Origin of the sequence: Nonomuraea ceibae, assembly GCF_019396325.1 — a bacterium.
Taxonomy (GTDB): domain Bacteria; phylum Actinomycetota; class Actinomycetes; order Streptosporangiales; family Streptosporangiaceae; genus Nonomuraea; species Nonomuraea ceibae.
In genome coordinates, this window is sequence record NZ_JAHKRO010000055.1 from 36,665 (window position 1) to 59,959 (window position 23,295).

Sequence of the window (23,295 nt, forward strand, 5' to 3'; positions counted from 1 at the left end):
CTGGATCAGTGGACGGCATCAGGCAGTTCGGCGACGACACCTGGATACGCGCCGAGGAGCCCAGCGCGGTCGGCGCGGTGCGCCGGCTCGCCACCGGGCTCGCCCTGGCCGCCGGTTTCGGCGACGAGCGCACCGGCCAGGTCGCGGTGGCGGCCACCGAGGCCGTCTCCAACCTGGTCAAGCACGCCGAGCAGGGGATGGCGCTAGTCCGGCTCTGCCCGGGCGCCCCGGACGTCGTCGAGCTGATCACGCTGGACCGGGGGCCGGGCATGCCCGACGTGGCGCGCGCTCTGCGTGACGGCTACTCCACGTCCGGCACGCTCGGCATCGGCCTGGGCGCGATCGCCCGCATCGCCTCCCGCTACGACGTCCACTCGCTGCCGGGCAAGGGCACCGTGCTCGCCGTCCAGTTCGGCCGGGCGGAGCTGGACACCCTCCCGCCGGCCAGCGGCCTGGTGCGGCCCATCGGCGAGGAGAGCGTGTCGGGCGACTCGTACGCGATCGTCACCGACGGGCCGGTGACGACCGTACTGGTGTGCGACGGGCTGGGGCACGGCCCGGCCGCCGCGCAGGCCTCCCGCGAGGCGGTGGCGCTGTTCCTGCGCTCGTCCCGCGACGAGCCGCGCGAGATCCTCGCCCGCGTCCACCGCGGCCTGAACTCCACCCGGGGCGGCGCGGTCGCGGTGGCGCGCGTCACCTCCACCGCCGTCAGCTACGCCGGGCTCGGCAACGTCTCCGGCTGGATCTCCCGCGCCGACGGCCGCCAGGGCATGATCTCCGTGCCGGGCATCGCCGGTCATCAGGGCGGGACGCTGCGCCAGTACGAGTACGAGCTGGGCGAGCATGCCAGCGTGGTGCTGCACTCCGACGGGCTGACCGAGCGCTGGTCCGCCGGCGCGGTCCCGGGCCTGTTCACCTGCTCCCCGGCCGTGATCGCGGCCGGGCTGCTGCGCGAGGCGGGCAGCCGCCGCGACGACGCCTGCGTGGTGATCGTGAGGCCGCGGCCATGAGCGGGACCGAGGTGGCCCGGCTCCGGCTGACCGGCGACCAGGACGTCTTCTCGCTGCGCCGCCTCGGCCGCGCGGTGGCGCGGCTGTCCGGGCTGGAGACGCAGGACCAGGTTCGCGTGGCGACCGCGCTCAGCGAGGTCGGCCGGGAGACGGCCGGCACCGGCGCCCTGGTCGTGTTCTCGCTGGAGAGCGATCGGCTGCTCATCACCGTCGAGCGCGCCCCCGACGCGCTGTGCTCATCGGAGGGCCTGGCGCTCGCCCGGCGCCTGGTGGACGAGGTCACCGCCACGCCCGGCGGGCCGGTCACGATCGTCAAGCGGCTGCCCCCGCGCCGCCAGGGCCCGCCCGCCGAGCGCATCCGCGACAGCCTGGCAGGCTTGACCCCGGTCACCGCGCTGGAGGAACTGCGGGCGCAGAACGAGGAGCTGGCCACGGCCCTGGAGGACGTGCGGCGGCTCAACACCGAGCTGCAGGAGACCAACACCGGCGTCCTGGCGCTGTACAACCAGCTCTCCAGCGAGCTGGAGGAGACCAACCGCGGCGTCGTCGCCCTCTACGCCGAGCTCGACGAGAAGTCCACCCAGCTCCGCGAGGCGTCGGAGGCCAGGAACCGGTTCTGGACCACGCTCAGCCACGAGCTGCGCACCCCGCTCAACTCGGTCATCGGCCTGGTCCGGCTGCTCGTCGGCCCCGGCGGCGAGCCGCTCACCGAGGAGCAGGCGCACCAGATCCGGCTCATCGGCGGCTCGGCCGAGACGCTGCTGGCGCTGGTGGGCGAGCTGCTCGACATGGCCAAGGCCGAATCGGGGCGGCTGCAGCCCGAGCTCGGCCTGTGCGACCTGGCCAGGCTCGTGGAGCAGCTCCGGGTCACGATGCAGCCGACCGGCGAGGTGGAGCTGCGCACCTCGGTCGCCCCCGAGGCGGCCGAGATCTACACCGACGCGGTCATGCTCACGCGGGTGCTGCGCAACCTGCTGTCGAACGCGCTGAAGTTCACCCGGAGCGGCGAGGTGCGGCTGCGGGCGGAGCTCGACGAGGCCGCCGACGAGGTGGTCGTCACCGTGGCCGACACCGGCATCGGCATCTCGCAGGAGGATCTGGAGCGCGTCTTCGAGGAGTTCTACCAGGTGCCGGGCCCCCTCCAGGCCACGGCCAGGGGCACCGGCATCGGCCTGCCGTACGCGCGCAGGCTGGTGGAGGCGCTGGACGGGAGCCTGGAGCTGGCGAGCGCGGCGGGCGAGGGGACGACGGTCACCGTCCGGCTGCCGCGCCACCACCTGGTGCCCGAGGTCGAGCGGCTGCTGATCGCCGACGACGACGAGGCGTTCCGCGCCCTGGCCCGCAGGATGCTGCACGGCTTCGCCGTCCACGTGGACGAGGCCGGCGACGGCGTCGAGGCGCTGGGCGTGATGAAGGAGCGGCGGCCCGGCGTCGTCGTGCTGGACATGCTGATGCCGCGCCTCGACGGCAACGCGCTGCTCCAGCGCATGGCGGAGGACGAGGAGCTGCGGGAGGTACCGGTGGTGGTCGTGACCGTGGCGCCGGGCAGGGCCGTGGCGGGCCATCCGGTGCTGTCCAAGGACCGGCTGCGCCGCGAGGACCTGCTGCGCGCGGTGCGCGAGGCAACGGGGACGAGCCGTGGCTGAGCCGCCCGCGACGGTCCTCGTGGTGGACGACACGCCCACCAAGCGCTACATCCTGTCGAGCTGGCTGCGCCGGGCCGGCCACCAGGTCGTCGAGGCCGGCACCGGGGAGGAGGCCCTGGAGGTGCTCGCCCGGGGCGGCGTCGACCTGGTGGTGCTGGACGTGCGGCTGCCCGGCCTCGACGGCTACGCGGTGTGCGAGCGCATCAAGGCCGACCCGGCGACCGCCTCGATCCCGGTCATCCAGGTGTCGGCCCACGCCGTCTCGGTGACCGACCGGGCCGAGGGGCTGGAGCGGGGCGCGGACGCGTACCTGTCGGAGCCCATCGAGCCGGACGAGTTCACCGCGACCGTCGTGGCCACGCTGCGCTACTCGCGGGCGCGGCGGCAGGCCGAGGTGATGGCCTGGCGCCTGGCCAGGCTGGCCGAGACGACGCTGCGCATCAACCGGGCCGACTCCTTCGAGCGGCTGCTGTCGGTGGCGGTGGCGGGCACCGCCGAGATCATGGGCCGCTTCTCCGGCGCGCTGGCGCTGCCCGCCGACGGGCGGCTGCGCCGCTACCGGGCGCGCCCTGGCGAGGCGGCGGCCGGCAAGGGCGTCGCCCCCAGCCTGCTGGAGCGCCTGACCGCGATCGCGCTCGGCCCGGCGACGGGCGCCGAGGTGATCACCCTGCCGCCCGAGCGGTGGCGCGAGCTCGTGCCGGACTCCGAGATCGACATGCCGGTCACCGGGGTCCTCTGCCGGACCAGGAAGGGCCGGCCGCCGATCTTCCTCGGCGTCGAGGCCGACCCGGAGCTGGACGCCGACGAGGTCAACCTGCTGCGCCAGCTCGCCCAGGAGCTGGCCCTGGCCGTCGACGCGCGGCGCGCCTACACCGAGGAGCACGCGATCTCGATCATGCTGCAGCGCAGCCTGCTGCCCCCGTACGTCCCGGACGTGGCCGGGGTGACGCTGGGCCTGCGCTACGAGCCCGCCGGCGGCGGGCTCGAGGTGGGCGGCGACTTCTACGAGGTGCTGAGCCTGGGCGAGCGGATGCTCGTGGCGGTCGGCGACGTGATGGGCCACTCGCTGCACGCCGCGACGGTCATGGCCGAGCTGCGTCACGCGCTGCGCGCCTCCGTCATGGACGAGGTGAACCTGTCGGCGTCGATGGACCTGCTCAACAAGGTGCTGCGGCGCTACCACCCGGGCATGACGGCGACCGTCTGCCTGATGCTGCTGACCCCGGCGACGGGCGAGATCGCGCTGGCCAACGCCGGGCACATCCCGCCGCTGATGGCCGGGCCCGACGCCCGCTACCACGGCATGGGCAACCTCATGCTGGGCGTGGCCGACGAGGAGTACAAGGTCGACCACCTCGTGCTGCCGCCCGGCGGGACGGTCATGCTGTTCACCGACGGGCTGGTGGAGGACCGGCACACGCTGCTGGACGACTGCCTGGAGCGGGCCAGGGCGCTGGCCGAGACCGTCGGGGACGACCTGGAGGCGTTCTGCGACGGGATGCTGGCGGCCTTCGGGACGCGGGAGGACGACGTCGCGCTCGTGGTGCTGCGGCGCGACGCCTGACCAACCCACCGAAAAATCGCATAAAGGCCGCAGTTACCTACGTTTTCGCGCCCGCTTGATGACATGGCCCTGAACCCGATGAAAGGGACAGGGGATCCATGCCACGCACCACACGTATCGCCGCCCTTCTCCTGGCCGGCGGCGCGCTGCTCCTGACGGGCGGCGCCGCCTACGCCGGGCCGGAGCCGTCCGCGCTGGAGCTCCGGCTCGTCGTGGACGACTGCCCCGAGGTCAGGCCATGACCGACGCCGAACTGCTGGAACGGGCGCTGTTCGAGGTCAAGAGGGTGATCGTCGGCCAGGACCACATGGTCGAACGGCTGCTGGTCGCGGTCCTGGCCAGGGGGCACTGCCTGCTCGAAGGGGTGCCGGGCATCGCCAAGACGCTGGCGGCCCACACCCTGGCCACCGTGGTGGGCGGCACGTTCGCCCGCATCCAGTTCACGCCCGACCTGGTGCCGTCCGACATCGTCGGCACCCGCATCTACCGGCCGTCGACCGAGACGTTCGACATCGAGCTCGGCCCGGTCATGGTCAACCTGCTGCTCGCCGACGAGATCAACCGGGCGCCCGCCAAGGTCCAGTCGGCGCTCCTGGAGATCATGGCCGAGCGGCAGGTGAGCATCGGCGGCGCCACCCACCAGGTGCCGACGCCGTTCCTGGTGCTGGCCACGCAGAACCCGATCGAGTCCGAAGGCGTCTACCACCTGCCGGAGGCCCAGCGCGACCGCTTCCTGCTCAAGGTGGACGTCGGCTATCCCAGCGAGTCGGAGGAGCTGGCGATCGCCTACCGGATGAGCGTCGACCCGCCCGTGCCCCAGCGCGTGCTCGACCCCGACCGGCTCACCGAGCTGCAACGCCGCGCCGACCAGGTGTTCGTCCACCACGCCGTCGCCGAGTACGCCGTCCGCCTCGTCCACGCCACCCGCGCCCCCGACCGCTACGGGCTGCCCGGCCTGGGCCGCCACCTCGCCTTCGGGGCCGGCCCGCGCGCCACGCTCGGCCTGCTCGCCGCCGGACGGGCGCTCGCCCTCATGCGCGGCCGCTCGTACGTGCTGCCCGACGACATCCGCGACCTCGCGCCCGACGTGATGGCGCACCGGCTGGTGCTGTCGTTCGACGCGCTGGCCGACGACGTGCCGCCGAGGTCGATCGTGGACCAGGTCCTGTCGGCGGTGCCACTCCCGGTCATCGCCCCGCAGCAGGACGCGGCCGCATGACCGCCCACCTGGCGGCCGAGCCCGCGCTGCGCAGGCTGGAGCTGGTCATCACCAGGCGGCTCGACGGGCTGCTCCAGGGCGAGCACCTGGGCCTGTTCCCCGGGCCGGGCAGCGAGCTCGCCGAGGCCCGGCCGTACCGGCCCGGCGACGACGTGCGGCGGATGGACTGGAACGTCACCGCGCGCACCGCCGAGCCGCACGTGCGCGAGCAGGTCGCCGACCGCGAGCTGGAGGTGTGGACGCTGCTCGACGCCACGGCCAGCATGGACTTCGGCACCGCCACGATGGAGAAACGCGACCTCGCGCTGGCCGCCGTGGCGGCGGTCGGCTTCCTCACCCAGCGGACCGGCAACCGGATGGGCGCCCACCTGCTGCACGGCGACGGCGTCCGCGTCCTGCCCGCCAGGACCGGGCGGGCGCACCTGATGGCGGTGCTGCGGGCCGTGTCCGCGCTGCCCCGCACCCCGCCGGGCGCCGCCCCGCCGCCGCTCGGCGCGGCGATCGAGCGATTCGGGAAGGCGGTGCGGCGGCGTGGCCTCGTCGTGGTGGTGTCGGACTTCCTGGACGAGCCGGCGGCCTGGGAGCCGGCGCTGCGCCGCCTCGCCGTCCGCCACCAGGCGCTCGCGGTGGAGGTGCTCGATCCGCGCGAGCTGACGCTCCCGGACGTCGGCGTCCTCACGCTCGTCGACCCCGAGACCGGGCGGCGGCGCGAGGTCTCCACGGCGGGCGCCCGGCTGCGGCTGCGCTACGCCGAGGCCGCCGCCGCCCAGCGCGCTGCCATCGCGGCCGCCCTGCGCCGCGCCGGCGCCGCCCACCTGCGGCTGCGCACCGACGGCGACTGGCTCCGCGACCTCGCCCGTCACATCCTCACCCACCGCCGCCTCGCCCACGCCCCCACCGCCCCCGCCGCCCCCACTGGCCCCACCGCGCCCGCCGCCCCCGGTGTCGCCGGGGCGCTGTCACCGGGGGGTGGGGGCCGGTGACGCTGCTCTCGCCGATGTGGCTGCTGCTCCTGGCGCCCGTCGCCCTGCTCGCGGTCGCGTACGTGGTGACGCAGGCGAGGCGCAGCGCGTACGCCGTCCGGTTCACCAACCTGGACCTGCTCGACAAGGTGGCCCCGCGCGGGCCCGGATGGCGGCGGCACGTGCCGGCCGCGCTGCTGCTCGGCGTGTTCGCGCTGCTGGTCGTCGGGTTCGCCAGGCCGACGGCCGAGGTCCGGGTGCCCAGGGAACGCGCGACGATCATGGTGGCGTTCGACGTGTCCGCGTCCATGGAGGCCACCGACGTGTCGCCGGACCGGTTCACCGCCGCCCGGCAGGCGGCCCGGCAGTTCGTGGACGGGCTGCCGGAGCGGTTCAACCTGGGCCTGGTCGCGTTCTCGTCGGACGCGTCGGTGGCGGTCCCGCCCACCACCGACAGGCAGGCGGTGCTGACCGCGCTCGACCGGCTGTCCACGTCCGCCGGCACCGCCATCGGCGAGGCCGTCCTGTCGTCGCTGGAGGCGATCGCCGCCCTCGACAGCCAGGAGGAGGCGCCGCCCGCGCACATCGTGCTGCTGTCGGACGGCTCCAGCACCACCGGCAGGACGGTCGCCGAGGCCGCGCGGGAGGCGGCCGCGCGCGGCGTGCCCGTCACCACCATCGCCTACGGCACCCAGGGCGGCGTCATCGAGCTGCAGGGCCGCCAGGTGCCGGTCCCGGTGGACGGCCCCGCCCTGCGGGAGCTGGCCGAGACCGCCGGGGGCGGCTTCTACGAGGCGGCCAGCGGCGACGAGCTCCAGGCGGTCTACGAGGACATCGGCACGTCGGTCGGCTACCGGACCGAACGGCAGGAGATCTGGCAGTGGTTCGTGGCGGCGGCCCTGGTCCTGGGGCTGCTGGCCGCCGGGGCCTCGATGCTCTGGTTCGCGAGGCTGCCGTGATCGGGCTCGGCCGGCCCAGCGGGCCGGAGTTCGTCACCCCGCCCCTGACCCGCCCGGCCCCGGCGGTCACGCCGGGCGTGCGGGCGATGGCCGGGCCGGCCGCGCCGCCTCGGGGCGGTCGTCTGCTGCTCGCCGCCGTGCTCGTCGCGGCGGTCACCGGCGGCGCGGCCGGTCTGGCCGGCGCGGCGGTGTTCGCCGGGAGCGAGCCGCCCGCCGCGGCCGCGCTGCCCAGGGCCGCCCCGGCCCCGGCGGGCAGCCTGGCCGGGATGAGCGCCACCGCCGCCCGCGTGCTCCCCAGCGTCGTCTCGATCGAGCTGCGGCGCGGCGGCGGCTCCGGGTTCGTGGTGGACGGCCGGGGCCACGTCCTCACCAACGCGCACGTCGTACGCGGTGAGAGCGAGGTGACCGTGGTGCTCGGCGACGGCCGCAGGCTGGCGGCCCGGGTGCTCGGCGCCGACGACGACGAGGACCTGGCCGTGCTGCGCGTCGACGGCGCCGCCGGGCTGCCGCCCGCGACGCTCGGCCGCTCCGCCGCCCTGGCCGTCGGCGAGCAGGTGCTCGCCATCGGCTCGCCGCTCGGCCTGTCCGGCACCGTCACCGCCGGCATCGTCAGCGCCCTGGACCGCGAGGTCAGGCTGGGCGGCTCGGCCCGCACCGCCGTGCAGACGGACGCCTCCATCAACCCCGGCAACTCCGGCGGCCCGCTCGTCAACGCCCGGGGCGAGGTCGTCGGCGTGAACACGGCCATCGCGGCGGACCGGGGCGGCGGCAACATCGGCATCGGCTTCGCCATCCCGATCGACCGCGCCGCGCCCATCGCGGAACGCATCATCCGAAATTAGGGTCCAGGCATGCGATTGCTGGTGGTCGAGGACGAGGAGGACCTGGTCGACGCGCTGCGCGTGGGCCTGGTCCGGGCCGGATACGCCGTGGACGTCGCCTTCGACGCCCCGGCGGCGCAGGAGAAGCTCCAGGTGAACGGCTACGACCTGGTGCTGCTCGACCTCAACCTGCCCGGCGGCGACGGCTTCCAGCTGTGCCGGGCGGCGCGGGCGGCGGGCAACGACGTGCGCATCATCATGGTCACCGCCCGCGACCGGCTGGACGACCGCGTGCGCGGGCTCGACGAGGGCGCCGACGACTACCTGGTCAAGCCGTTCGCCTTCCCCGAACTGCTGGCCAGGGTCCGGGCGCTGCTCCGCAGGGACACCGGCGGCACCTCCGTCCTCGAAGTCGGGCTGCTGCGGATCGACACGGCGAGGATGGAGGTGTCGCTGGGCGGCCGGGCGCTGGCGCTCACCCCCAAGGAGTACGGGGTGCTGCACTACCTGATGACGCGGCCCGGCCACGTCGTCTCCAGCGAGGAACTGCTCGAACACGTCTGGGACGAGCACGCCGACCCGTTCACCAACACCGTGCGGGTGACCGTCGGCAACCTGCGCCGCAAGCTCCAGGCGGACGGGCTCATCGAGACGGTGATCAGCCGGGGATACCGGCTCAAGGAGCCCACATGATCCACACCATCCGGTTCCGGCTCACCGTGCTCTACTCCGGGCTGCTGTTCCTGCTGGCGGCGCTGGTGCTCGGCGGCATCTACCTCGCCGTCTCGCGCACGACCGAGCAGCGGGGGTACGCGACCGAGGTCGCCAAGGCGTTCCGCAACGGCGAGTACATCGGCAAGCGGGAAGTGGTCCTCATGGAGGAGGTGGAGAACGCGATCAACGTGCGGACGATGGACACGCTGCGCGACTACTCCCTCTACACGCTCGGCGCGCTGTTCCTGGCCAGTCTCGGCATCGGCTGGATGCTGTCGGGGCGGGTGCTGCGGCCGGTCCGGTCCATCACCCGGACGACCGAGGAGATCCAGGCGACCGACCTGACCCGGCGGATCACGCTCGGCGGCCCGAACGACGAGCTGAAGGACCTCGCCGACACCATCGACACCATGCTCGACCGGCTGGAGGAGGCGTTCCGGGCGCAGCGGCAGCTCATCGACGACGCCTCCCACGAGCTGCGCAGCCCGTTGACGATCATCCGGGCGAACGTGGACGCCGTCCTGCTGTCGCCGGAGGCCAGCGACGAGGAGCGGGCCCGCGCGGTCGCCGTCGTGGACCGGGCGACGACCCGGATGACGCGGCTGGTGGAGGACCTGCTGGCCAGCGCCAGGCGGCAGGGCACCGCCTTCGCCGACACGGACCTGGACCTGGCGCGGGTGGCGGGGGAGGCGTGCGAGGAGTACGCGGCGCTGGCCTCGGCCCGCTCGCTCACCATCACCCGCGAGCTGACGCCGGGGCTGGAGATGACCGGCGACCAGGACGCGCTGCGGCGCGCGGTGGCCAACCTGCTGTCCAACGCGGTGCGCCTCTCCCCGCCGGGCGGCCGGGTCCGCGTCGCCGCCGGCCGCTGGGGCGCCCCGTGGACGGCCGCCGAAACCCTTTCCACCTCCGCCGGGCCCCCGTCGGCACGGGGGCGGGAGGCCGGCCACGGGAGGGAGCGGCGGGGCTCCGGGGCGGACGGCGGGTGGCTGTGGGTGGCGGTGCGCGACGACGGGCCCGGGCTGGAGGCGGCCGACCAGGCCCGGGTGTTCGACCGGTTCTGGCGCGGCGAGGCGAGCCGCAGGGACCGCCACACCGGCCTGGGCCTGGCGATCGTCCGGCAGATCGTGGAGTCGCACGGCGGCAGGGTGGCGGTGTTCTCGCAGGTGGGCCGGGGGTCGACGTTCGTGCTGTGGCTGCCGGCGCGGGACGGCGCGCCGGGCCCGGCGCCGGAGGCGGACCCGCTCATTTGAGCACCCGCCCGACCAGCTCGCCCTTGCGCGGCACGGCGATGCAGTAGGCGGTGCGGTGGCGCGGCCACTCGTGCTCCAGCGGGAGTACGGCGGTGGCCTCCACGAGGTGCCGCTTGTCCGGGAGGACCCGCATCTTGTCGGCGCACCAGGCCCTGGACTTGCGCATCGCCTCGGTCTCGCCGGGCCACGGGCCTTCGGGGAGCACGTACATGGAAGAGAACTCGGCGGCGTGCGGCAGCCCGCACGGCACGAGCGTCGCCGTCAGGTCGCCGTAGATCTCGGCGATGCAGTCGCCGGGACGCAGCACGGTCATGTGGAAGAGCTCCCCGGACTGGGGGGTCGTAGCTGCGCAGGCGACCGCTCCCGCCAGGCAGACGGCGGCCGTCAGTCGGCGTGTCGTGGAAAGCACGGGGCCGAGGATCCCAGCCGCCGGTCACCGTGGGATCGCGGGGACGGGGCTGAACAGTCACGCTGCTCCAGTCAGGCCGGGTTGTAAAGGGCGTGGTTCCGCGCCCCCCAATCCGCTCGGGCACGCGGAAACCTCTTCGGAATTGGTTTGAACCATTGGTATAAACCAATTGTCGAAGCTTGCTGAATATTGAGTGGATTAGACCTCTGTTTCGGTGTTGACCAGGCAAAACAGTGGTTTATCCTAAGGGTGCAGTTTCATCATCTATTTCGCCGGTAGAGTCCCGGACAGAAGCGTTGATTGGAGCTGTGGTGGCCAAGTACGTTTACGACTTCACCGAGGGCAACAGGAATCTCAAAGATCTCCTCGGCGGCAAGGGAGCCAACCTCGCCGAGATGACCAACCTGGGGCTGCCCGTCCCTCCGGGGTTCACGATCACCTCGGAGGCGTGCCGCCACTACCTCGCCGAGGGCGCCCTGCCCGACGGCCTGGAGGACGAGGTCGCCGCGCACCTGAGCGCGCTGGAGGCCGGCATGGGCCGCAAGCTCGGCCAGGCCGACGACCCGCTGCTGGTGAGCGTCCGCTCCGGGGCCAAGTTCTCGATGCCCGGCATGATGGAGACGGTGCTCAACATCGGGCTCAACGACGAGTCCGTGCACGGCCTGGCCAAGCAGTCGGGCGGCAACGAGCGCTTCGCCTGGGACTCCTACCGGCGGCTCATCCAGATGTTCGGCAAGACCGTGCTCGGCATCGACGGCGAGCTGTTCGAGGACGCGCTCGACGCGCTCAAGGGCGACCGCCAGGACACCGACCTGAACGCGGGCGAGCTCCAGGGCCTGGTGGAGACGTACAAGGGCATCGTGCGCGAGCGGACCGGCCGCGACTTCCCGGCCGACCCGCGCGAGCAGATGCGGCTGGCCGTCATGGCCGTCTTCGACTCCTGGAACGCGCCGCGCGCCATCCTCTACCGCCGCCAGGAGCGCATCCCGGCCGACCTCGGCACCGCCGTCAACATCGTGGCGATGGTGTTCGGCAACTGCGGCGACGACTCCGGCACGGGCGTCGCGTTCACCCGCGACCCGGGCACCGGCAGACAGGGCATCTACGGCGACTACCTGCAGAACGCCCAGGGCGAGGACGTGGTCGCCGGCATCCGCAACACGATCCCGCTCCAGGACCTCGAACGCCTCGACAAGCGCTCGTACGACGAGCTGCTGGCGATCATGGAGAAGCTGGAGAACCACTACCGGGACCTGTGCGACATCGAGTTCACGATCGAGCGCGGCAAGCTGTGGATGCTGCAGACGCGGGTCGGCAAGCGCACCGCCGCCGCCGCGTTCTGCATCGCCACCCAGCTCGTCGACCAGGGCCTCATCACGATGGACGAGGCCGTCACCCGCGTCACCGGCGACCAGCTCGCCCAGCTCATGTTCCCGCGCTTCGACGGCGGCGCCGAGAAGAAGAAGATCGCCAAAGGCATGAACGCCTCGCCGGGCGCGGCCGTCGGCCAGGCCGTCTTCTCCTCCGAACGCGCCGTCGAGCTGGCCGCCCGGGGCGAGGACGTCATCCTGGTCCGCCGCGAGACCAACCCCGACGACCTGTCCGGCATGATCGCCGCCCGCGGCGTCCTGACCAGCCGCGGCGGCAAGACCTCCCACGCCGCCGTGGTGGCCCGCGGCATGGGCAAGACCTGCGTGTGCGGCGCGGAGGAGCTGGAGGTGTCCGTGGACGAGCGCCGCTTCACCGCCCCCGGCGGCGTCGTGGTGTCCGAGGGCGACGTGATCTCCATCGACGGCACCAGCGGCGAGGTCTACCTGGGCGAGGTGCCCGTCGTCGACTCGGCCGTGGTGGAGTACTTCGAGGGCTCGGCGGGCAGCGGGGACCAGTCCGACGACGACCTCGTCCGCGCCGTCGACCGGATCATGCGGCACGCCGACTCCGTGCGCCGCCTCGGCGTGCGGGCCAACGCCGACACCCCGGACGACTCGGCCCGCGCCCGCCGCTTCGGCGCCGAGGGCGTCGGGCTGTGCCGCACCGAGCACATGTTCCTGGGCGAGCGCAGGCAGCTCGTGGAGGACCTGGTGCTCGCCTCCGGCGACGAGGAGCGCAAGGCCGCGCTCGACGCGCTGGAGCCGCTCCAGAAGGCCGACTTCGCGGAGATCTTCCGGGCGATGGACGGCCTGCCGGTGACGATCCGGCTCATCGACCCGCCGCTGCACGAGTTCCTGCCCGACATGGTGGCGCTGTCGGTCAAGGACGCCACGGGTCAGGCCACGGACAAGGACCGCGCCCTGCTGGCCGCCGTCAAGAGGCTGCACGAGCAGAACCCGATGCTCGGGCTGCGCGGCGTACGGCTCGGCCTGGTCATCCCCGGGCTGTTCGCCATGCAGGTCCGGGCGATCGCCCAGGCGGCCCGCGAGGTGCCGGGGGCCAGGCCGGAGATCATGATCCCGCTGGTCGCCGCCGTACAGGAGCTGGAGGCCGTCCGTGAGGAGGCCGCAGCGATCCTCGCGGAGGCGGGCGTGGAGGCCCTGATCGGCACCATGGTCGAGACCCCGAGGGCCGCGCTCACCGCCGGGCAGGTGGCCGAGGCCGCCGAGTTCTTCTCCTTCGGCACCAACGACCTCACCCAGATGACCTGGGGGTTCTCCCGCGACGACGTGGAGGCCGCGTTCTTCTCCCGCTACCTGGAGCTGGGCATCTTCGGCGTGTCGCCGTTCGAGACGCTCGACCGCGACGGCGTCGGCAGGCTGGTGGCGCTGGCGGTGCAGGAGGGGCGGGCGGCCCGGCCCGGGCTCAAGGTCGGCATCTGCGGCGAGCACGGGGGAGACCCGGACTCGGTGCACTTCTGCCACGACACCGGGCTCGACTACGTCTCCTGCTCGCCGTTCCGCATCCCGGTGGCCCGCCTGGAGGCGGGCCGCGCGGCGCTGAGCGGCAGCGACTCCGACTCGCGCTAGCGGGCCCTCATACCGCCGCCACGGGCGCCGGCTGCTCGGCGCCCGGCGGCACGTAGTCGTGGGGCACGCCCTGGTCGCCCAGCCAGGCGCGCAGCCCGGCGACGGCGGCCGGGCTGGCGGCGACCTGGGCCGCGTACTCGGCCAGCGCCGCCTCCTCGCCGTCGTCGTAGAGGAGCCGGGCGGGGCCCGCCCACGACAGCGACCAGCGAGCCTGGCCGTGCTGGATGAGCACCGCCTCCAGGGCCAGCCGCAGCACGGTGGCCAGCACCGGCCCCTCGGACTCCCAGCCGGAGGCGCGCAGCCGCTCCTCCAGCTCGGCCTGGCGGCCCCGCGCGATCGCCTCGAACGCCGCGTCCAGGTAGGGCCGGTTCGCCCCCATGACCTGCCCGCCGGCCGTCGCCAGGTCGTGCAGCGCGCCCGCGTTGCGGACCGCGTACATGCCCTCGGCGACGAGCTCGTCCCACGACGCCGGCCGCAGCTCCGCCAGCGCCTTCGGCGTCCACATCGACTCCTCGACGGCGTGCGCGGCCACGTTGGCGTCGCGCAGCAGCGTCAGCGCCGAACGCGGGTCCGGCACGTGCTCGGGCTCCGGCAGCAGCTCGATCGCCGCCAGCCGCTCGGCCAGGCTCGGATGGGAGTCGTACGGGGACGTCTCCTGAGGCCGCTCGCCCAGCCGCGTCAGCTCGGCCTGCCTGGCCGGATCGTTCAGCAGCGAGTAGAAGCCGCCGAACACCGCCGCGGGCCGGCACCCGCCCGCCCCCGTCAGCGCCAGGTAGCCCTCGGTGTAGAGGTCCCACGCGATCGCCGTGTGGTGGATCTTGCGCAGCGCCTGCGCCATCGCCTGCCGGCCGCCGATCGCGACCGCGTGCTGGTCGGCCTCCAGCTCCTGCCGGCGCGAGACCGCCTGGGAGATGCGCAGGTAGAGCTTGGCGTAGGCGGCGAACACCTTCTGGATGATCGGATGGCGGCCCAGGTGCCCCACGGTCGCGATGAGCGAGACGCGCCCCCGGTAGACCGGCGCGCCCAGCCGGGTGTGGGAGCCGCTGTAGTGGCCCAGCTCGTGCCCGAGCACCGCGCGCATCTCGTCGACCGTCAGCGTCTGCAGCAGCGGCAGCCCGACGTACATGCGCCGCCGCGTCGCCACCAGGCCGAGGAAGCGGGTGTCCTCCGCCACGGCCGCGTTCACCTCCGGCACCAGGCGGATCTCGTCGGGCGGCGCGGTGCGCACCCGCCGCGCCAGGTCCTCGACCGTCTGCCACAGCACCGGCTCGTGCTCGCGCGACACCGCCACGCCCGGCTCCTCACCGCCCGGCCGCCGGCCTACCATGACCAGCGCCTGCACGAGCGCGGCGGCGGCGAGCGTCAGCACGATCGCCGCGCGCAGCCCGTTGGCGTGGAAGTCGACGACGAGCAGCACGTCGAACACCAGCGCCGCCGTCACGACCGAGCCCACCAGCACGTAGAAGCCGGCGAGCAGGGTGAAGGCCAGCACGGCCCGGAACGCAGTCGTCATGAGGGGAGGGCTCCCGGGGAAGGGGGTTCTCGCGAGGCTTGACACTAGCGGAGTCCGGAATCTGGATAAAATCACTGCACTTATGGCCGCCTACGACACGCACGATCAGGCCCGATGGGTCCCGGAGCCGCCCGGCAACCCCGAGCGCAGCCCGTTCGAGCGCGACCGCGCCCGCATCCTGCACAGCTCCGCGCTCCGCAGGCTGGCCGCCAAGACCCAGGTCGTCGGGCCGGGCGAGACGCTCGGCGTCGGCCAGCACGTCCCGCGCACCCGGCTGACCCACTCGCTGGAGTGCGGCCAGGTCGGCAGGGAGATGGGCGCCACCCTCGGCGTCGACCCCGACCTGGTCGAGACCGCCTGCCTCGCGCACGACCTGGGCCACCCGCCGTTCGGCCACAACGGCGAGGTCGCGCTCAACGCCCTGGCCGAGGGCTGCGGCGGGTTCGAGGGCAACGCGCAGAGCCTGCGCCTGCTCACCCGCCTGGAGCCCAAGGTGATCGCCGCCGACGGCACCAGCGCCGGGCTCAACCTGACCAGGGCCGCCCTCGACGCCTCCGTCAAATACCCGTGGACCCGCGACCGGTCGGCCAAGTTCGGCGTCTACGACGACGACCTGCCCGTCTTCCGCTGGATCAGGGAAGGCGCCCCCGAGGGCCGCGTCAGCTTCGAGGCCCAGATCATGGACTGGGCCGACGACGTCGCCTACTCGGTGCACGACCTGGAGGACGCGCTGCACTCCGGCCACGTCACCCCCGAGGCGCTCCGCTCGCCCGCCGAGCGCAGGCAGGTGTGCGAGATCACCCGCACCTGGTACGCGCCCGGCGCCGACCTCGGCGAGCTGGAGGAGGTCTTCGCCGCCCTGGTGGCCGAGCCGCTGTGGCCGCGCCGGTTCGCGGCCACGTTCGCCGACCTGGCCGGGCTCAAGGCCCTCACCAGCGGCCTCATCGGCCGCTTCTGCCGCGCCGCGCAGAGCGCCACCATCGGCGCGTACGGGCCCCGCCACCGGGCCGACCTGCTCGTCCCGGAGACCACCCGGCTGGAGTGCGCCCTGCTCAAGGGCATCACCGCCCACTACGTGATGACCACCGACGACCACCACGCCACCCAGGCCAGGCAGCGCGACCTGATCACCGAGCTGGCCTCGCTGATCACGCTAGGCGCCCCCGGCACGCTGGAGCCCGCCTTCCGGCCCGCCTTCCTGGCGGCGCCCGACGACAAGGCCCGCGTCAGGGTCGTCATCGACCAGATCGCCTCGCTCACCGACACCTCCGCCGTCGGCTGGCACCGGCGGCTCAGCCGCTGACCCGCGTCACTGCATGGTGGCCGGGTTGCCCGTCGGGTTGAGCGTGAACGGGTCGTCGTCCGGCTTGGGCGACTTCGTGGTCTTCGGCGTTTTCTTCGACGTACACAGGACCGTGCATCGCGGCGACTCGCCCAGCCTGGCGCGCATCGCCAGCGTCTCCTGCCGGGGCGACAGCGTGCGGTTGCCCGACAGCCAGGCGTCCAGGTAGTCCCACGGCTCGACCATGCCCCGGCGCACCCACCACAGCGACGGCCCGGTCTTCCAGGAGATCGCGAAGTAGAGGTTCGGCCCGGTGGTGCGGGCGTTGCCCGAGTTGCCCACCGTGCCCAGCACCTGGCCGCCGGAGACGCGGACGCCCGGCCTGATCCCGTCGGCGACGCTGTCGAGATGGCCGCCCAGGTAGCGGACGCCGTCGTCGCCGATGATCGTGACGAAGCGGCCCTCCCGGTGCGCGCCCGCGTCGGTGGACGGCAGCCAGCGGTTGCGCGTGTTGACCTCGTCCACGACGCCGCCGACCGGCGCCACGAACGCGCACCCCTCGGCCGCCCAGATCGTCGTCTTGGGCAGCACCAGGAGCCTGCGCTGGTAGCTCACCCGGCAGCCCCTGACCGGGAACGTGTAGGTGTACTTCGACAGCTTGGGCGGCGGCACCCGTACCGGGTCGTCGCCCTCGGGGGCGCGCACCGACGCCTGCCGCTCGGGCGTCGGCGGCGGGATCGTCGCGGTCACGGCCGCCGAGCCGCCCGTGCCCGGCGAGCTCGGCGCGCCGGACGTGCCGGGCGAGGCCGGCGTCCGCGCGCTGACCCCGGCGACGCCGGTCGCCGGGCTGCACGCGGCGACCGCGAGCAGGGCAGCCGTCGCCGCCACCCACCGTGTGCTCCGCATGATCTCCACCCGCGTCACCGTATCCGACCCCAGCCTTTACCTTTGTAGCCGACGGGGGGCGTTCCCATAACAGCTTTTCCGCTATCGGATGCTGTCTGCCCTCGGAGGGAAGAGTGTGACGGATGCCGTCCCCTCATCCGGAGGTTCATCCGGAGGTGCCCGCTGTGGGGTCGCCCGTCGGTGAGAGTCTGTCGGGGGAGCCGAATAGACTCACCGCGTGGCTGGCCGGATCCGTGATGTCGACATCGCGCTCGTACGCGAGCGTTCCCCCATCGCCGACGTGATCGGCGAGCACATCCAGTTGCGCAACGCCGGCGGGGGCAATCTCAAGGGCCTGTGCCCCTTCCACGACGAGAAGAGCCCGTCGTTCAACGTCACCCCCGAGCGCGGGATGTTCTTCTGCTTCGGCTGCTCCGAGGGCGGCGACGTGATCACGTTCGTCGAGAAGATCGAGCACCTGTCGTTCGGCGAGGCCGTCGAGCGGCTGGCGCAGCGCGCCGGCATCCAGTTGCAGTACGAGCAGGGCGGCTATGTGCCGCGCCGCGACCACGGGGAGCGAGCGCGGCTGATCGAGGCGCACAAGGTCGCCGCCGAGTTCTACGCCGACAAGCTGTTCGGCCCCGACGCGGCCGCCGGGCGGCGGTTCCTGTCCGAGCGGGGCTTCGAGCGGGCCGACGCCGAGCTGTTCGGCGTGGGCTACGCGCCCAACGAGTGGGAGGCGCTGGCCCGCCACCTGATGGCGCGCGGCTTCAGCGCCGACGAGATCGTCAAGGGCGGCCTGGCCAAGCAGGGCAGGCGCGGCCCGATCGACCGGTTCCGGGGGCGGCTGATCTGGCCGATCCGCGACGCCACCGGCGACGTGATCGGGTTCGGCGCGCGCAAGCTGATCGACGCCGACGACGGCCCCAAATACCTCAACACCCCCGATTCGCCGCTCTACAAGAAGAGCCAGGTGCTCTACGGCCTCGACCTGGCCAAGCGCGAGATCTCCAAGCGCGCCCAGGCGGTCATCGTCGAGGGCTACACCGACGTGATGGCCTGCCATCTGGCCGGGGTGCCGACGGCGGTGGCGACCTGCGGCACCTCGTTCGGCGAGGAGCACATCAAGATCCTGCGCCGGTTCCTGCTCGACCAGGCCGAGTTCCGCGGCGAGGTGGTGTTCACCTTCGACGGCGACGCGGCGGGCCAGAAGGCGGCGCTGCGCGCGTTCGCCGACGACCAGAAGTTCGTCACCCAGACGTACGTGGCGGTCCAGGCTGACGGGCTCGACCCGTGCGACCTGCGGATCAAGCAGGGCGACGCGGCGGTGCGCGACCTGATCGCCGGGCGCGAGCCGCTGTTCCAGTTCGCCATCCGCAGCACGATCTCCCGCTACGACCTGCGCAGCAACGAGGGCAAGATCGCGGCGCTCGACGCGGCGGCGCCCATCGTGGCCGGGATCAAGGACGCCGGGCTGCGCAAGCGCTACGCGATCGACCTCGACCGGTGGCTGGGCTTCATGGACGAGCGGTTCGTCATCCAGCGCATCGCCGACGCCGCCCAGACGCAGCAGGGCCGCCCCCAGCGCGCCCCCAGGCCCGCGCCCGTCGACCCGCACGTGCGGGTGGAGGCCGAGCTGCTCAAGCTGGCGGTGCAGCGGCCCGCGCTGCTGGGGCCGCGTTTCGACGCGCTCGACCAGCAGGCGTTCACCGCTCCCGACCACCTGGCGCTGCACCAGGTCATCGTGGCGGCGGGCGGGCTGGCCGCGGCCGGGCCCGGCGGGCGCGCGTGGGTCGACCGGCTGGTGGAGCACGCCCACGCCGAGGGCGCCCGCGCGCTGGTCACCCGGTTCGCGGTGGAGGCGATCCAGGCCGACTCCCACGCCGAGGAGCGCTACGCCGCCGCCATGCTGGCCGCCATCGAGGCCACCGCGGTCGACCGCGCCATCGCTCAGGTGAAGTCGCGCATCCAGCGGCTCAATCCGGTCGACGAGCAGCAGGAGTACAACCGGCTGTTCGGCGAGCTGGTCGCCTTGGAGCAGCAGCGCCGCGTCCTGCGTGATCGCGCCGCCGGAAGTTGAAAGATCCTTTTACCACGGTAAATCCGGGTGGTTGAGTGGGAATCGCCCGGAGGTGTCCGGGCAGGCAGACCACGGTGCCCGGCCTGGGGGGACACCGGGCACGCAATCCGTAACGCGTAATTGGCTTTACTTTCCTGATCAAACTCCGGCTAAACATTGAAGGGATCTCAATTCCGTAAGGGTGACGGCCTTACCTTCAGTGCCAAAAATGGGTCTGCCATTTTATGGAACCAATACTGCAGACTGTCTCCCGTGGGTGCATCGGTGCTGTCAAGTGGACCGCCATCCGTAGACCAGGTGGCGGACCTCGTCGCGAAGGGAAGGGAGCGCGGAAGCGTAACCGTCGATGACGTCGCAGCCGCGCTCGACCGATCCGAGCTCCCGTCCGACGCGCTGGAACGCGTCGTGCGGATGCTCGCCGAGAACGGTGTGGAGGTCCTCGAGCCCCAGGGCGACGAGGAGACCCCCCGCGCCGATGAGGAAGACGTAGGCAAGCGCGCGCCGACCAGCGATCTGGTCCGCATCTACCTGCGGGAGATCGGCCGCGTGCCCCTGCTGACGGCCGAAGAGGAGGTGGAGCTCGCCAAGTCGATCGAAGCCGGCCTGTTCGCCGAGGACAAGCTCGGCAACGGGGTCTCGCGTCTGGCCTTCCCGGAATTCAGGGAGCTCGTCTGGCAGGGCACCCGGGCCAAGCAGCGCCTCATCGAGGCGAACCTGCGGCTCGTGGTGTCGATAGCGAAAAGGTATGTCGGGCGCGGCATGCTCTTCCTGGACCTCATCCAGGAGGGCAATCTCGGCCTGATCCGCGCCGTGGAGAAGTTCGACTACACCAAGGGCTACAAGTTCTCCACCTACGCCACCTGGTGGATTCGCCAGGCGATCACCCGGGCGATCGCCGACCAGGCGCGGACCATCCGCATTCCCGTGCACATGGTGGAGACCATCAACAAGCTCGTCAGGGTGCAGCGCCAGCTCCATCAGGACCTCGGCCGCGAGCCGGCGCCCGAGGAGATCGCCGCGGAGATGGACCTGCCGGTCGACCGGGTCGTGGAGATCCAGCGGATCGCCCAGGAGCCGGTGTCGCTGCAGTCTCCCATCGGTGAGGAGGACTCCGACCTCGGCGACTTCATCGAGGACTCCGACGCGGTGGTGCCGATGGAGGCCGCGGCCTTCATCATGCTGCAGGACCAGCTCGACGACATCCTGGCGACGCTGTCCGACCGCGAGCAGCGCATCATCCAGCTCCGCTTCGGCCTGGCCGACGGGCATCCCCGCACGCTGGAGGAGGTGGGCAGGGAGTTCGGCGTCACGCGGGAGCGCATCCGGCAGATCGAGTCGAAGACCCTCGCCAAGCTCCGCCACCCGACCAGGGCGCAGATGCTGCGCGACTACCTCGACTGACAGGTGAGGCCGCTCGGGCCGGCGTCCCGCGGGGCGCCGGCCCGAGGCATGTCAGCAGCTGTTGGCGCCGTCGAAGGTCCGGATGCCGCGCGGCACCTGGGACGAGATCGTCTGACCGGGGTCGACGGTGTAGCAGGAGCCGTCGGTGCCACGCGCCCAGACGATCTTCAGGCGCAGCCGCCTGTCGCAGTCGTTGCGCGCGTAGCCGGTCTTGGTGACGCGGCCGGTGGTCTCCCAGACGGCCACGCACTCGGGCGCGTTGCCCGCCGGCGCGGCCAGGGCCGGCGCGGCCGCGAGGACGGCCGGGGCCAGGGAGCCGCAGACGAGCGCGGCGGCGGTGAGGGAGGTTCGGGTGAACAGGTGCATGAAGCGGTGTTCCTTTCCGGGGACGACTCTCCGCTACAGATTGCCCACTCATGGTGACCGATCTCGCGGAGACGCCCGGCTGGAGCACCAACGTTCTACGAGCACCCCTCGAACTGCGGCACGGCGACCCGGTCGACGACCAGCCCGGTGCCCCCGAACCACTTCTCCAGCAGCCGCGCGGCGGTCCCGTCCTGGTACATGTCGATGATCGCCCGGTTGACCTCCTCGCAGCCGGCCACGTCGCCCTTGCGCAGCCCGACCCCGGTGCGCTGCTCGTTGAACTGGGTGCCGACCAGGCGCAGCCCGCCGCCGCCCTGCTTGGCCAGGCCCGCGAGGATGACGTCGTTGGTGGTGATGGCGTCGACCTGGCGGCCCTTCAGCGCCGTCATGCAGGCCGCGTAGTCCTTGAACGGCAGCACCCGCGCCGCCACCTTGCGCTCCTCCACCACGCGCCGCGCCGCGTTGGAGCCCGTCACCTCGCAGATGCGCCGGCCCCGGAGGTCGCGCACGTTGCGGATGCCGTTCTCGTCCGGCCGCACCAGGATGTCCTGGTAGGAGATGTGGTACGGGCCCGCGAACAGCACGGTGTCCTTGCGGTCCTGGCTGATCGTGAACGTGGCCACGACCAGGTCGGCCTTGCCGTCGACCAGCACGTCGTCCCGGTCGTCGGCCAGCACGCCGATGAGCTCGGCCTCCTTGCCGAGCTTCCCGGCGATGTAGCGGGCCACCTCGACGTCGAACCCCTCGAACGAGCCGTCGGCCTTGCGGAAGCCCACCAGCGGCAGGTCGGGGCGCACGCCGATGACCAGCCGGTCCTTGTCCAGGACGCTCTCCGCGCCGTCACCGGCCAGGCCGCACGAGGCGGCGAGCATCGCGATCACGGCCATGACCGCGGGCAGCAGCCGCTTCATCGGTACTCCTTCAGACGTGGCCACACCCCGGCGACGAGCAGCACGCCGATGCCGCCGATCGCGAACGGGAGCAGCCGCCACAGGTTGTCCAGCGCGGACTGGCCCGCGCCGACCGCCCGCTCGAAGACCGCCTGGTGCCGGGCCGCGAGCGTCACCAGCTCCTTGTCGTAGGCGTCGAACGCGTCGCGCACCGAGCCGAGGCGGGAGGCGACGGCCGCGCCGGGCCGGTCCCCGCTCGCCATCGCGCGCAGGGTCGCGTCCGTCCGCTGGAACCTGGCCCAGGCGTCGAGCGCGGCCCGGCCCCGGTCGCCGCCGAGCTGGCGGCCCAGCATGCCCCGGTAGTCCTCGTCGCGCCCGGCGACGGCCGCGTGGTAGCCGCCCAGGTTGCCCGCTTCGAGATAGAGCAGCCGCTGCGCCTTGTCCAGGTAGGTGTGCTCGTAGGTGTCGGCCCGCTCCTCGTCGAGCAGGAACCGGCTCTGGTCGCCCTGCATGCTGTTGCCGATCGCGCGGGCCTTGGCGAGCGTGACGATCGAGTCGAAGCCCTCCTCCTTGGCCGTGCGCAGGTGGTCGGCGTCCTGCTGGAGCGCCGACGCCCCGGCCACCGTCGCCGCCAGCGTCACCACGGTGGCGGCCAGCAGCGCCGGGCCGAGGATCCGGCGGAACCGCCGCGCCAGGAAGACCTGCAGCCACGCCAGGCAGCCGATGGCCAGCAGCCCGGCCGCCACCACCGCCACCCGCAGGAGCGGCAGCGTCACCGCCGTCTCGTCGTAGGTGCGCCGCACGATCGTGCCGCTCTCCAGCGTCAGGTTGTACGCCTGCGGGAGCAGCACCTGGCGCATCAGGTCCGTGGCCTCCCGGTAGACGGCCACCACCCCGGACGGCGGCGGGCCGGCGGCGTGCCCGGACTGCTCGTCGAGCAGCAGCGCCCGCGCGGCCAGCCGCTCGTAGCGGGCCAGCCCGTCGAGCACCGACTCGATCGTGCGCCGTTCGGCCGGGTCGTCCCCGGCCAGCTCGAACGCCTTCAGCAGCGCCTGGTTCGCCATCGTGCGCTGCTGCTCGTACCGCTTGATGGCGGCCTGGCGGCGGGCGTCGTCGCCGCTGCCCATCACGAGCATGTCGGCGATCTGCGCGTCCATGTCGCTCAGCCCGAAGTAGAGCCCGGCGGTGGCGACGACCTGGGGACCGGCGTCGCGGCCGATCACCCGCAGGCCCTCGCCGGCGGTCGCGCCGCCCGCCGCGATCGCGCCGAACAGCAGCGCCAGCGCCGCGGCCGCGACGCCGGTCAGGAGCCGGATCCGGCCGGGCACGCCGCGCCGCGCGGGCGCGGGCGCGGCCTGCCG

General features: G+C 73.1%; 20 protein-coding genes. 14 read left to right on the forward strand and 6 right to left on the reverse strand.

Annotated elements, in window-relative coordinates; genetic code table 11:
- The first annotated feature begins 8 nt into the window (after positions 1-8).
- The 10 genes from KME80_RS52885 to KME80_RS28950 all read left to right on the forward strand — a co-directional run bounded on the left by KME80_RS52885 (position 9) and on the right by KME80_RS28950 (position 10,148).
- Positions 9-1,010, forward strand: coding sequence for an ATP-binding protein (locus KME80_RS52885; RefSeq protein ID WP_219509533.1), 1,002 nt, complete (start codon positions 9-11; stop codon positions 1,008-1,010).
- Entirely contained in the window at positions 1,007-2,656 is a 1,650-nt protein-coding gene (locus tag KME80_RS28910; protein WP_219509534.1) for an ATP-binding protein, read from the forward strand. The genes KME80_RS52885 and KME80_RS28910 overlap by 4 nt, the downstream gene beginning before the upstream one ends.
- The gene (locus KME80_RS52890) at positions 2,649-4,220 is read left to right on the forward strand and encodes a fused response regulator/phosphatase (RefSeq protein ID WP_219509535.1); all 1,572 of its coding nucleotides are present in this window, start codon (positions 2,649-2,651) and stop codon (positions 4,218-4,220) included. Before KME80_RS28910 ends, KME80_RS52890 begins: the two co-directional genes overlap by 8 nt.
- Before the next feature lie 98 nt (positions 4,221-4,318).
- Positions 4,319-4,462: a hypothetical protein gene (locus tag KME80_RS28920; protein WP_219509536.1), complete on the forward strand. Its 144-nt coding sequence runs from the start codon at positions 4,319-4,321 to the stop codon at positions 4,460-4,462.
- Positions 4,459-5,439 (forward strand): AAA family ATPase, encoded by a 981-nt coding sequence (locus tag KME80_RS28925; protein ID WP_219509537.1) that lies wholly within the window; start codon positions 4,459-4,461, stop codon positions 5,437-5,439. The genes KME80_RS28920 and KME80_RS28925 overlap by 4 nt, the downstream gene beginning before the upstream one ends.
- Entirely contained in the window at positions 5,436-6,422 is a 987-nt protein-coding gene (locus KME80_RS28930) for a DUF58 domain-containing protein (RefSeq protein ID WP_219509538.1), read from the forward strand. Before KME80_RS28925 ends, KME80_RS28930 begins: the two co-directional genes overlap by 4 nt.
- Positions 6,419-7,360, forward strand: coding sequence for a VWA domain-containing protein (locus KME80_RS28935; RefSeq protein WP_219509539.1), 942 nt, complete (start codon positions 6,419-6,421; stop codon positions 7,358-7,360). The genes KME80_RS28930 and KME80_RS28935 overlap by 4 nt, the downstream gene beginning before the upstream one ends.
- Entirely contained in the window at positions 7,357-8,202 is an 846-nt protein-coding gene (locus tag KME80_RS28940) for a S1C family serine protease (protein WP_219509540.1), read from the forward strand. Before KME80_RS28935 ends, KME80_RS28940 begins: the two co-directional genes overlap by 4 nt.
- 9 nt (positions 8,203-8,211) lie before the next feature.
- Positions 8,212-8,874 carry a response regulator transcription factor gene (locus KME80_RS28945; RefSeq protein ID WP_219509541.1) on the forward strand — a complete coding sequence of 221 codons (663 nt, stop codon included), beginning with the start codon at positions 8,212-8,214 and terminating at the stop codon, positions 8,872-8,874.
- On the forward strand, positions 8,871-10,148 hold the full coding sequence (locus KME80_RS28950) for a sensor histidine kinase (protein ID WP_219509542.1): 1,278 nt from the start codon (positions 8,871-8,873) through the stop codon (positions 10,146-10,148). The genes KME80_RS28945 and KME80_RS28950 overlap by 4 nt, the downstream gene beginning before the upstream one ends.
- On the opposite strand, the gene KME80_RS28955 is transcribed toward KME80_RS28950, so the two are convergent.
- Positions 10,141-10,461 (reverse strand): hypothetical protein, encoded by a 321-nt coding sequence (locus tag KME80_RS28955; protein ID WP_219509543.1) that lies wholly within the window; start codon positions 10,459-10,461, stop codon positions 10,141-10,143. The genes KME80_RS28950 and KME80_RS28955 overlap by 8 nt on opposite strands.
- Before the next feature lie 407 nt (positions 10,462-10,868).
- On the opposite strand from KME80_RS28955, the gene ppdK reads away from it, so the two are divergent.
- Positions 10,869-13,517, forward strand: coding sequence for a pyruvate, phosphate dikinase (gene ppdK, locus KME80_RS28960; RefSeq protein WP_219509544.1), 2,649 nt, complete (start codon positions 10,869-10,871; stop codon positions 13,515-13,517).
- 7 nt (positions 13,518-13,524) lie between these two features.
- Here ppdK and KME80_RS28965 read toward each other — a convergent pair whose 3' ends face one another.
- Positions 13,525-15,030, reverse strand: a complete 1,506-nt coding sequence (locus tag KME80_RS28965; protein ID WP_219509545.1) for a M48 family metallopeptidase — start codon at positions 15,028-15,030, stop codon at positions 13,525-13,527.
- Positions 15,031-15,112: 82 nt separating this feature from the next.
- Here KME80_RS28965 and KME80_RS28970 point away from each other — a divergent pair, with 82 nt between their 5' ends.
- Complete coding sequence (locus KME80_RS28970; protein ID WP_219509546.1) at positions 15,113-16,333, forward strand: deoxyguanosinetriphosphate triphosphohydrolase; 1,221 nt, start codon at positions 15,113-15,115, stop codon at positions 16,331-16,333.
- Between the two features lie 6 nt (positions 16,334-16,339).
- On the opposite strand, the gene KME80_RS28975 is transcribed toward KME80_RS28970, so the two are convergent.
- Complete coding sequence (locus KME80_RS28975) at positions 16,340-17,218, reverse strand: M23 family metallopeptidase (protein ID WP_219509547.1); 879 nt, start codon at positions 17,216-17,218, stop codon at positions 16,340-16,342.
- Between the two features lie 217 nt (positions 17,219-17,435).
- On the opposite strand from KME80_RS28975, the gene dnaG reads away from it, so the two are divergent.
- Both dnaG and rpoD read left to right on the forward strand, forming a co-directional pair.
- Complete coding sequence (dnaG, locus tag KME80_RS28980; protein ID WP_219509548.1) at positions 17,436-19,277, forward strand: DNA primase; 1,842 nt, start codon at positions 17,436-17,438, stop codon at positions 19,275-19,277.
- 297 nt (positions 19,278-19,574) lie between these two features.
- Positions 19,575-20,678 carry an RNA polymerase sigma factor RpoD gene (rpoD, locus tag KME80_RS28985; RefSeq protein ID WP_308125969.1) on the forward strand — a complete coding sequence of 368 codons (1,104 nt, stop codon included), beginning with the start codon at positions 19,575-19,577 and terminating at the stop codon, positions 20,676-20,678.
- A 51-nt stretch (positions 20,679-20,729) separates the two neighbouring features.
- Here the strand turns inward: rpoD and KME80_RS28990 are convergent, their stop codons facing one another.
- From KME80_RS28990 to KME80_RS29000, 3 genes are all read right to left on the reverse strand, one after another.
- A complete protein-coding gene (locus KME80_RS28990) occupies positions 20,730-21,044 on the reverse strand; it encodes an alpha-amylase inhibitor (RefSeq protein WP_219509550.1) in 315 nt (104 codons plus the stop codon).
- Between the two features lie 95 nt (positions 21,045-21,139).
- On the reverse strand, positions 21,140-21,955 hold the full coding sequence (locus tag KME80_RS28995) for a transporter substrate-binding domain-containing protein (RefSeq protein ID WP_219509551.1): 816 nt from the start codon (positions 21,953-21,955) through the stop codon (positions 21,140-21,142).
- Positions 21,952-23,295, reverse strand: a 1,344-nt coding sequence (locus tag KME80_RS29000; RefSeq protein ID WP_219509552.1) for a GlnX family signal transduction membrane protein, incomplete at its 5' end; no start/stop codon positions are given. The genes KME80_RS29000 and KME80_RS28995, both read right to left, overlap by 4 nt.

What these genes read in the sequence shown, in the direction of transcription:
- KME80_RS28925 (WP_219509537.1), top strand. Translation starts at nt 4,459, where the DNA reads ATGACCGACGCCGAACTGCTGGAACGGGCGCTGTTCGAGGTCAAGAGG.
- KME80_RS28920 (WP_219509536.1), top strand. Translation starts at nt 4,319, where the DNA reads ATGCCACGCACCACACGTATCGCCGCCCTTCTCCTGGCCGGCGGCGCG.
- KME80_RS28910 (WP_219509534.1), top strand. Translation starts at nt 1,007, where the DNA reads ATGAGCGGGACCGAGGTGGCCCGGCTCCGGCTGACCGGCGACCAGGAC.
- KME80_RS28950 (WP_219509542.1), top strand. Translation starts at nt 8,871, where the DNA reads ATGATCCACACCATCCGGTTCCGGCTCACCGTGCTCTACTCCGGGCTG.
- KME80_RS28945 (WP_219509541.1), top strand. Translation starts at nt 8,212, where the DNA reads ATGCGATTGCTGGTGGTCGAGGACGAGGAGGACCTGGTCGACGCGCTG.
- KME80_RS28995 (WP_219509551.1), bottom strand. Translation starts at nt 21,955, where the DNA reads ATGAAGCGGCTGCTGCCCGCGGTCATGGCCGTGATCGCGATGCTCGCC.
- KME80_RS28965 (WP_219509545.1), bottom strand. Translation starts at nt 15,030, where the DNA reads ATGACGACTGCGTTCCGGGCCGTGCTGGCCTTCACCCTGCTCGCCGGC.
- KME80_RS28970 (WP_219509546.1), top strand. Translation starts at nt 15,113, where the DNA reads ATGGCCGCCTACGACACGCACGATCAGGCCCGATGGGTCCCGGAGCCG.
- KME80_RS28990 (WP_219509550.1), bottom strand. Translation starts at nt 21,044, where the DNA reads ATGCACCTGTTCACCCGAACCTCCCTCACCGCCGCCGCGCTCGTCTGC.
- KME80_RS28955 (WP_219509543.1), bottom strand. Translation starts at nt 10,461, where the DNA reads ATGACCGTGCTGCGTCCCGGCGACTGCATCGCCGAGATCTACGGCGAC.
- KME80_RS28975 (WP_219509547.1), bottom strand. Translation starts at nt 17,218, where the DNA reads ATGCGGAGCACACGGTGGGTGGCGGCGACGGCTGCCCTGCTCGCGGTC.
- KME80_RS28930 (WP_219509538.1), top strand. Translation starts at nt 5,436, where the DNA reads ATGACCGCCCACCTGGCGGCCGAGCCCGCGCTGCGCAGGCTGGAGCTG.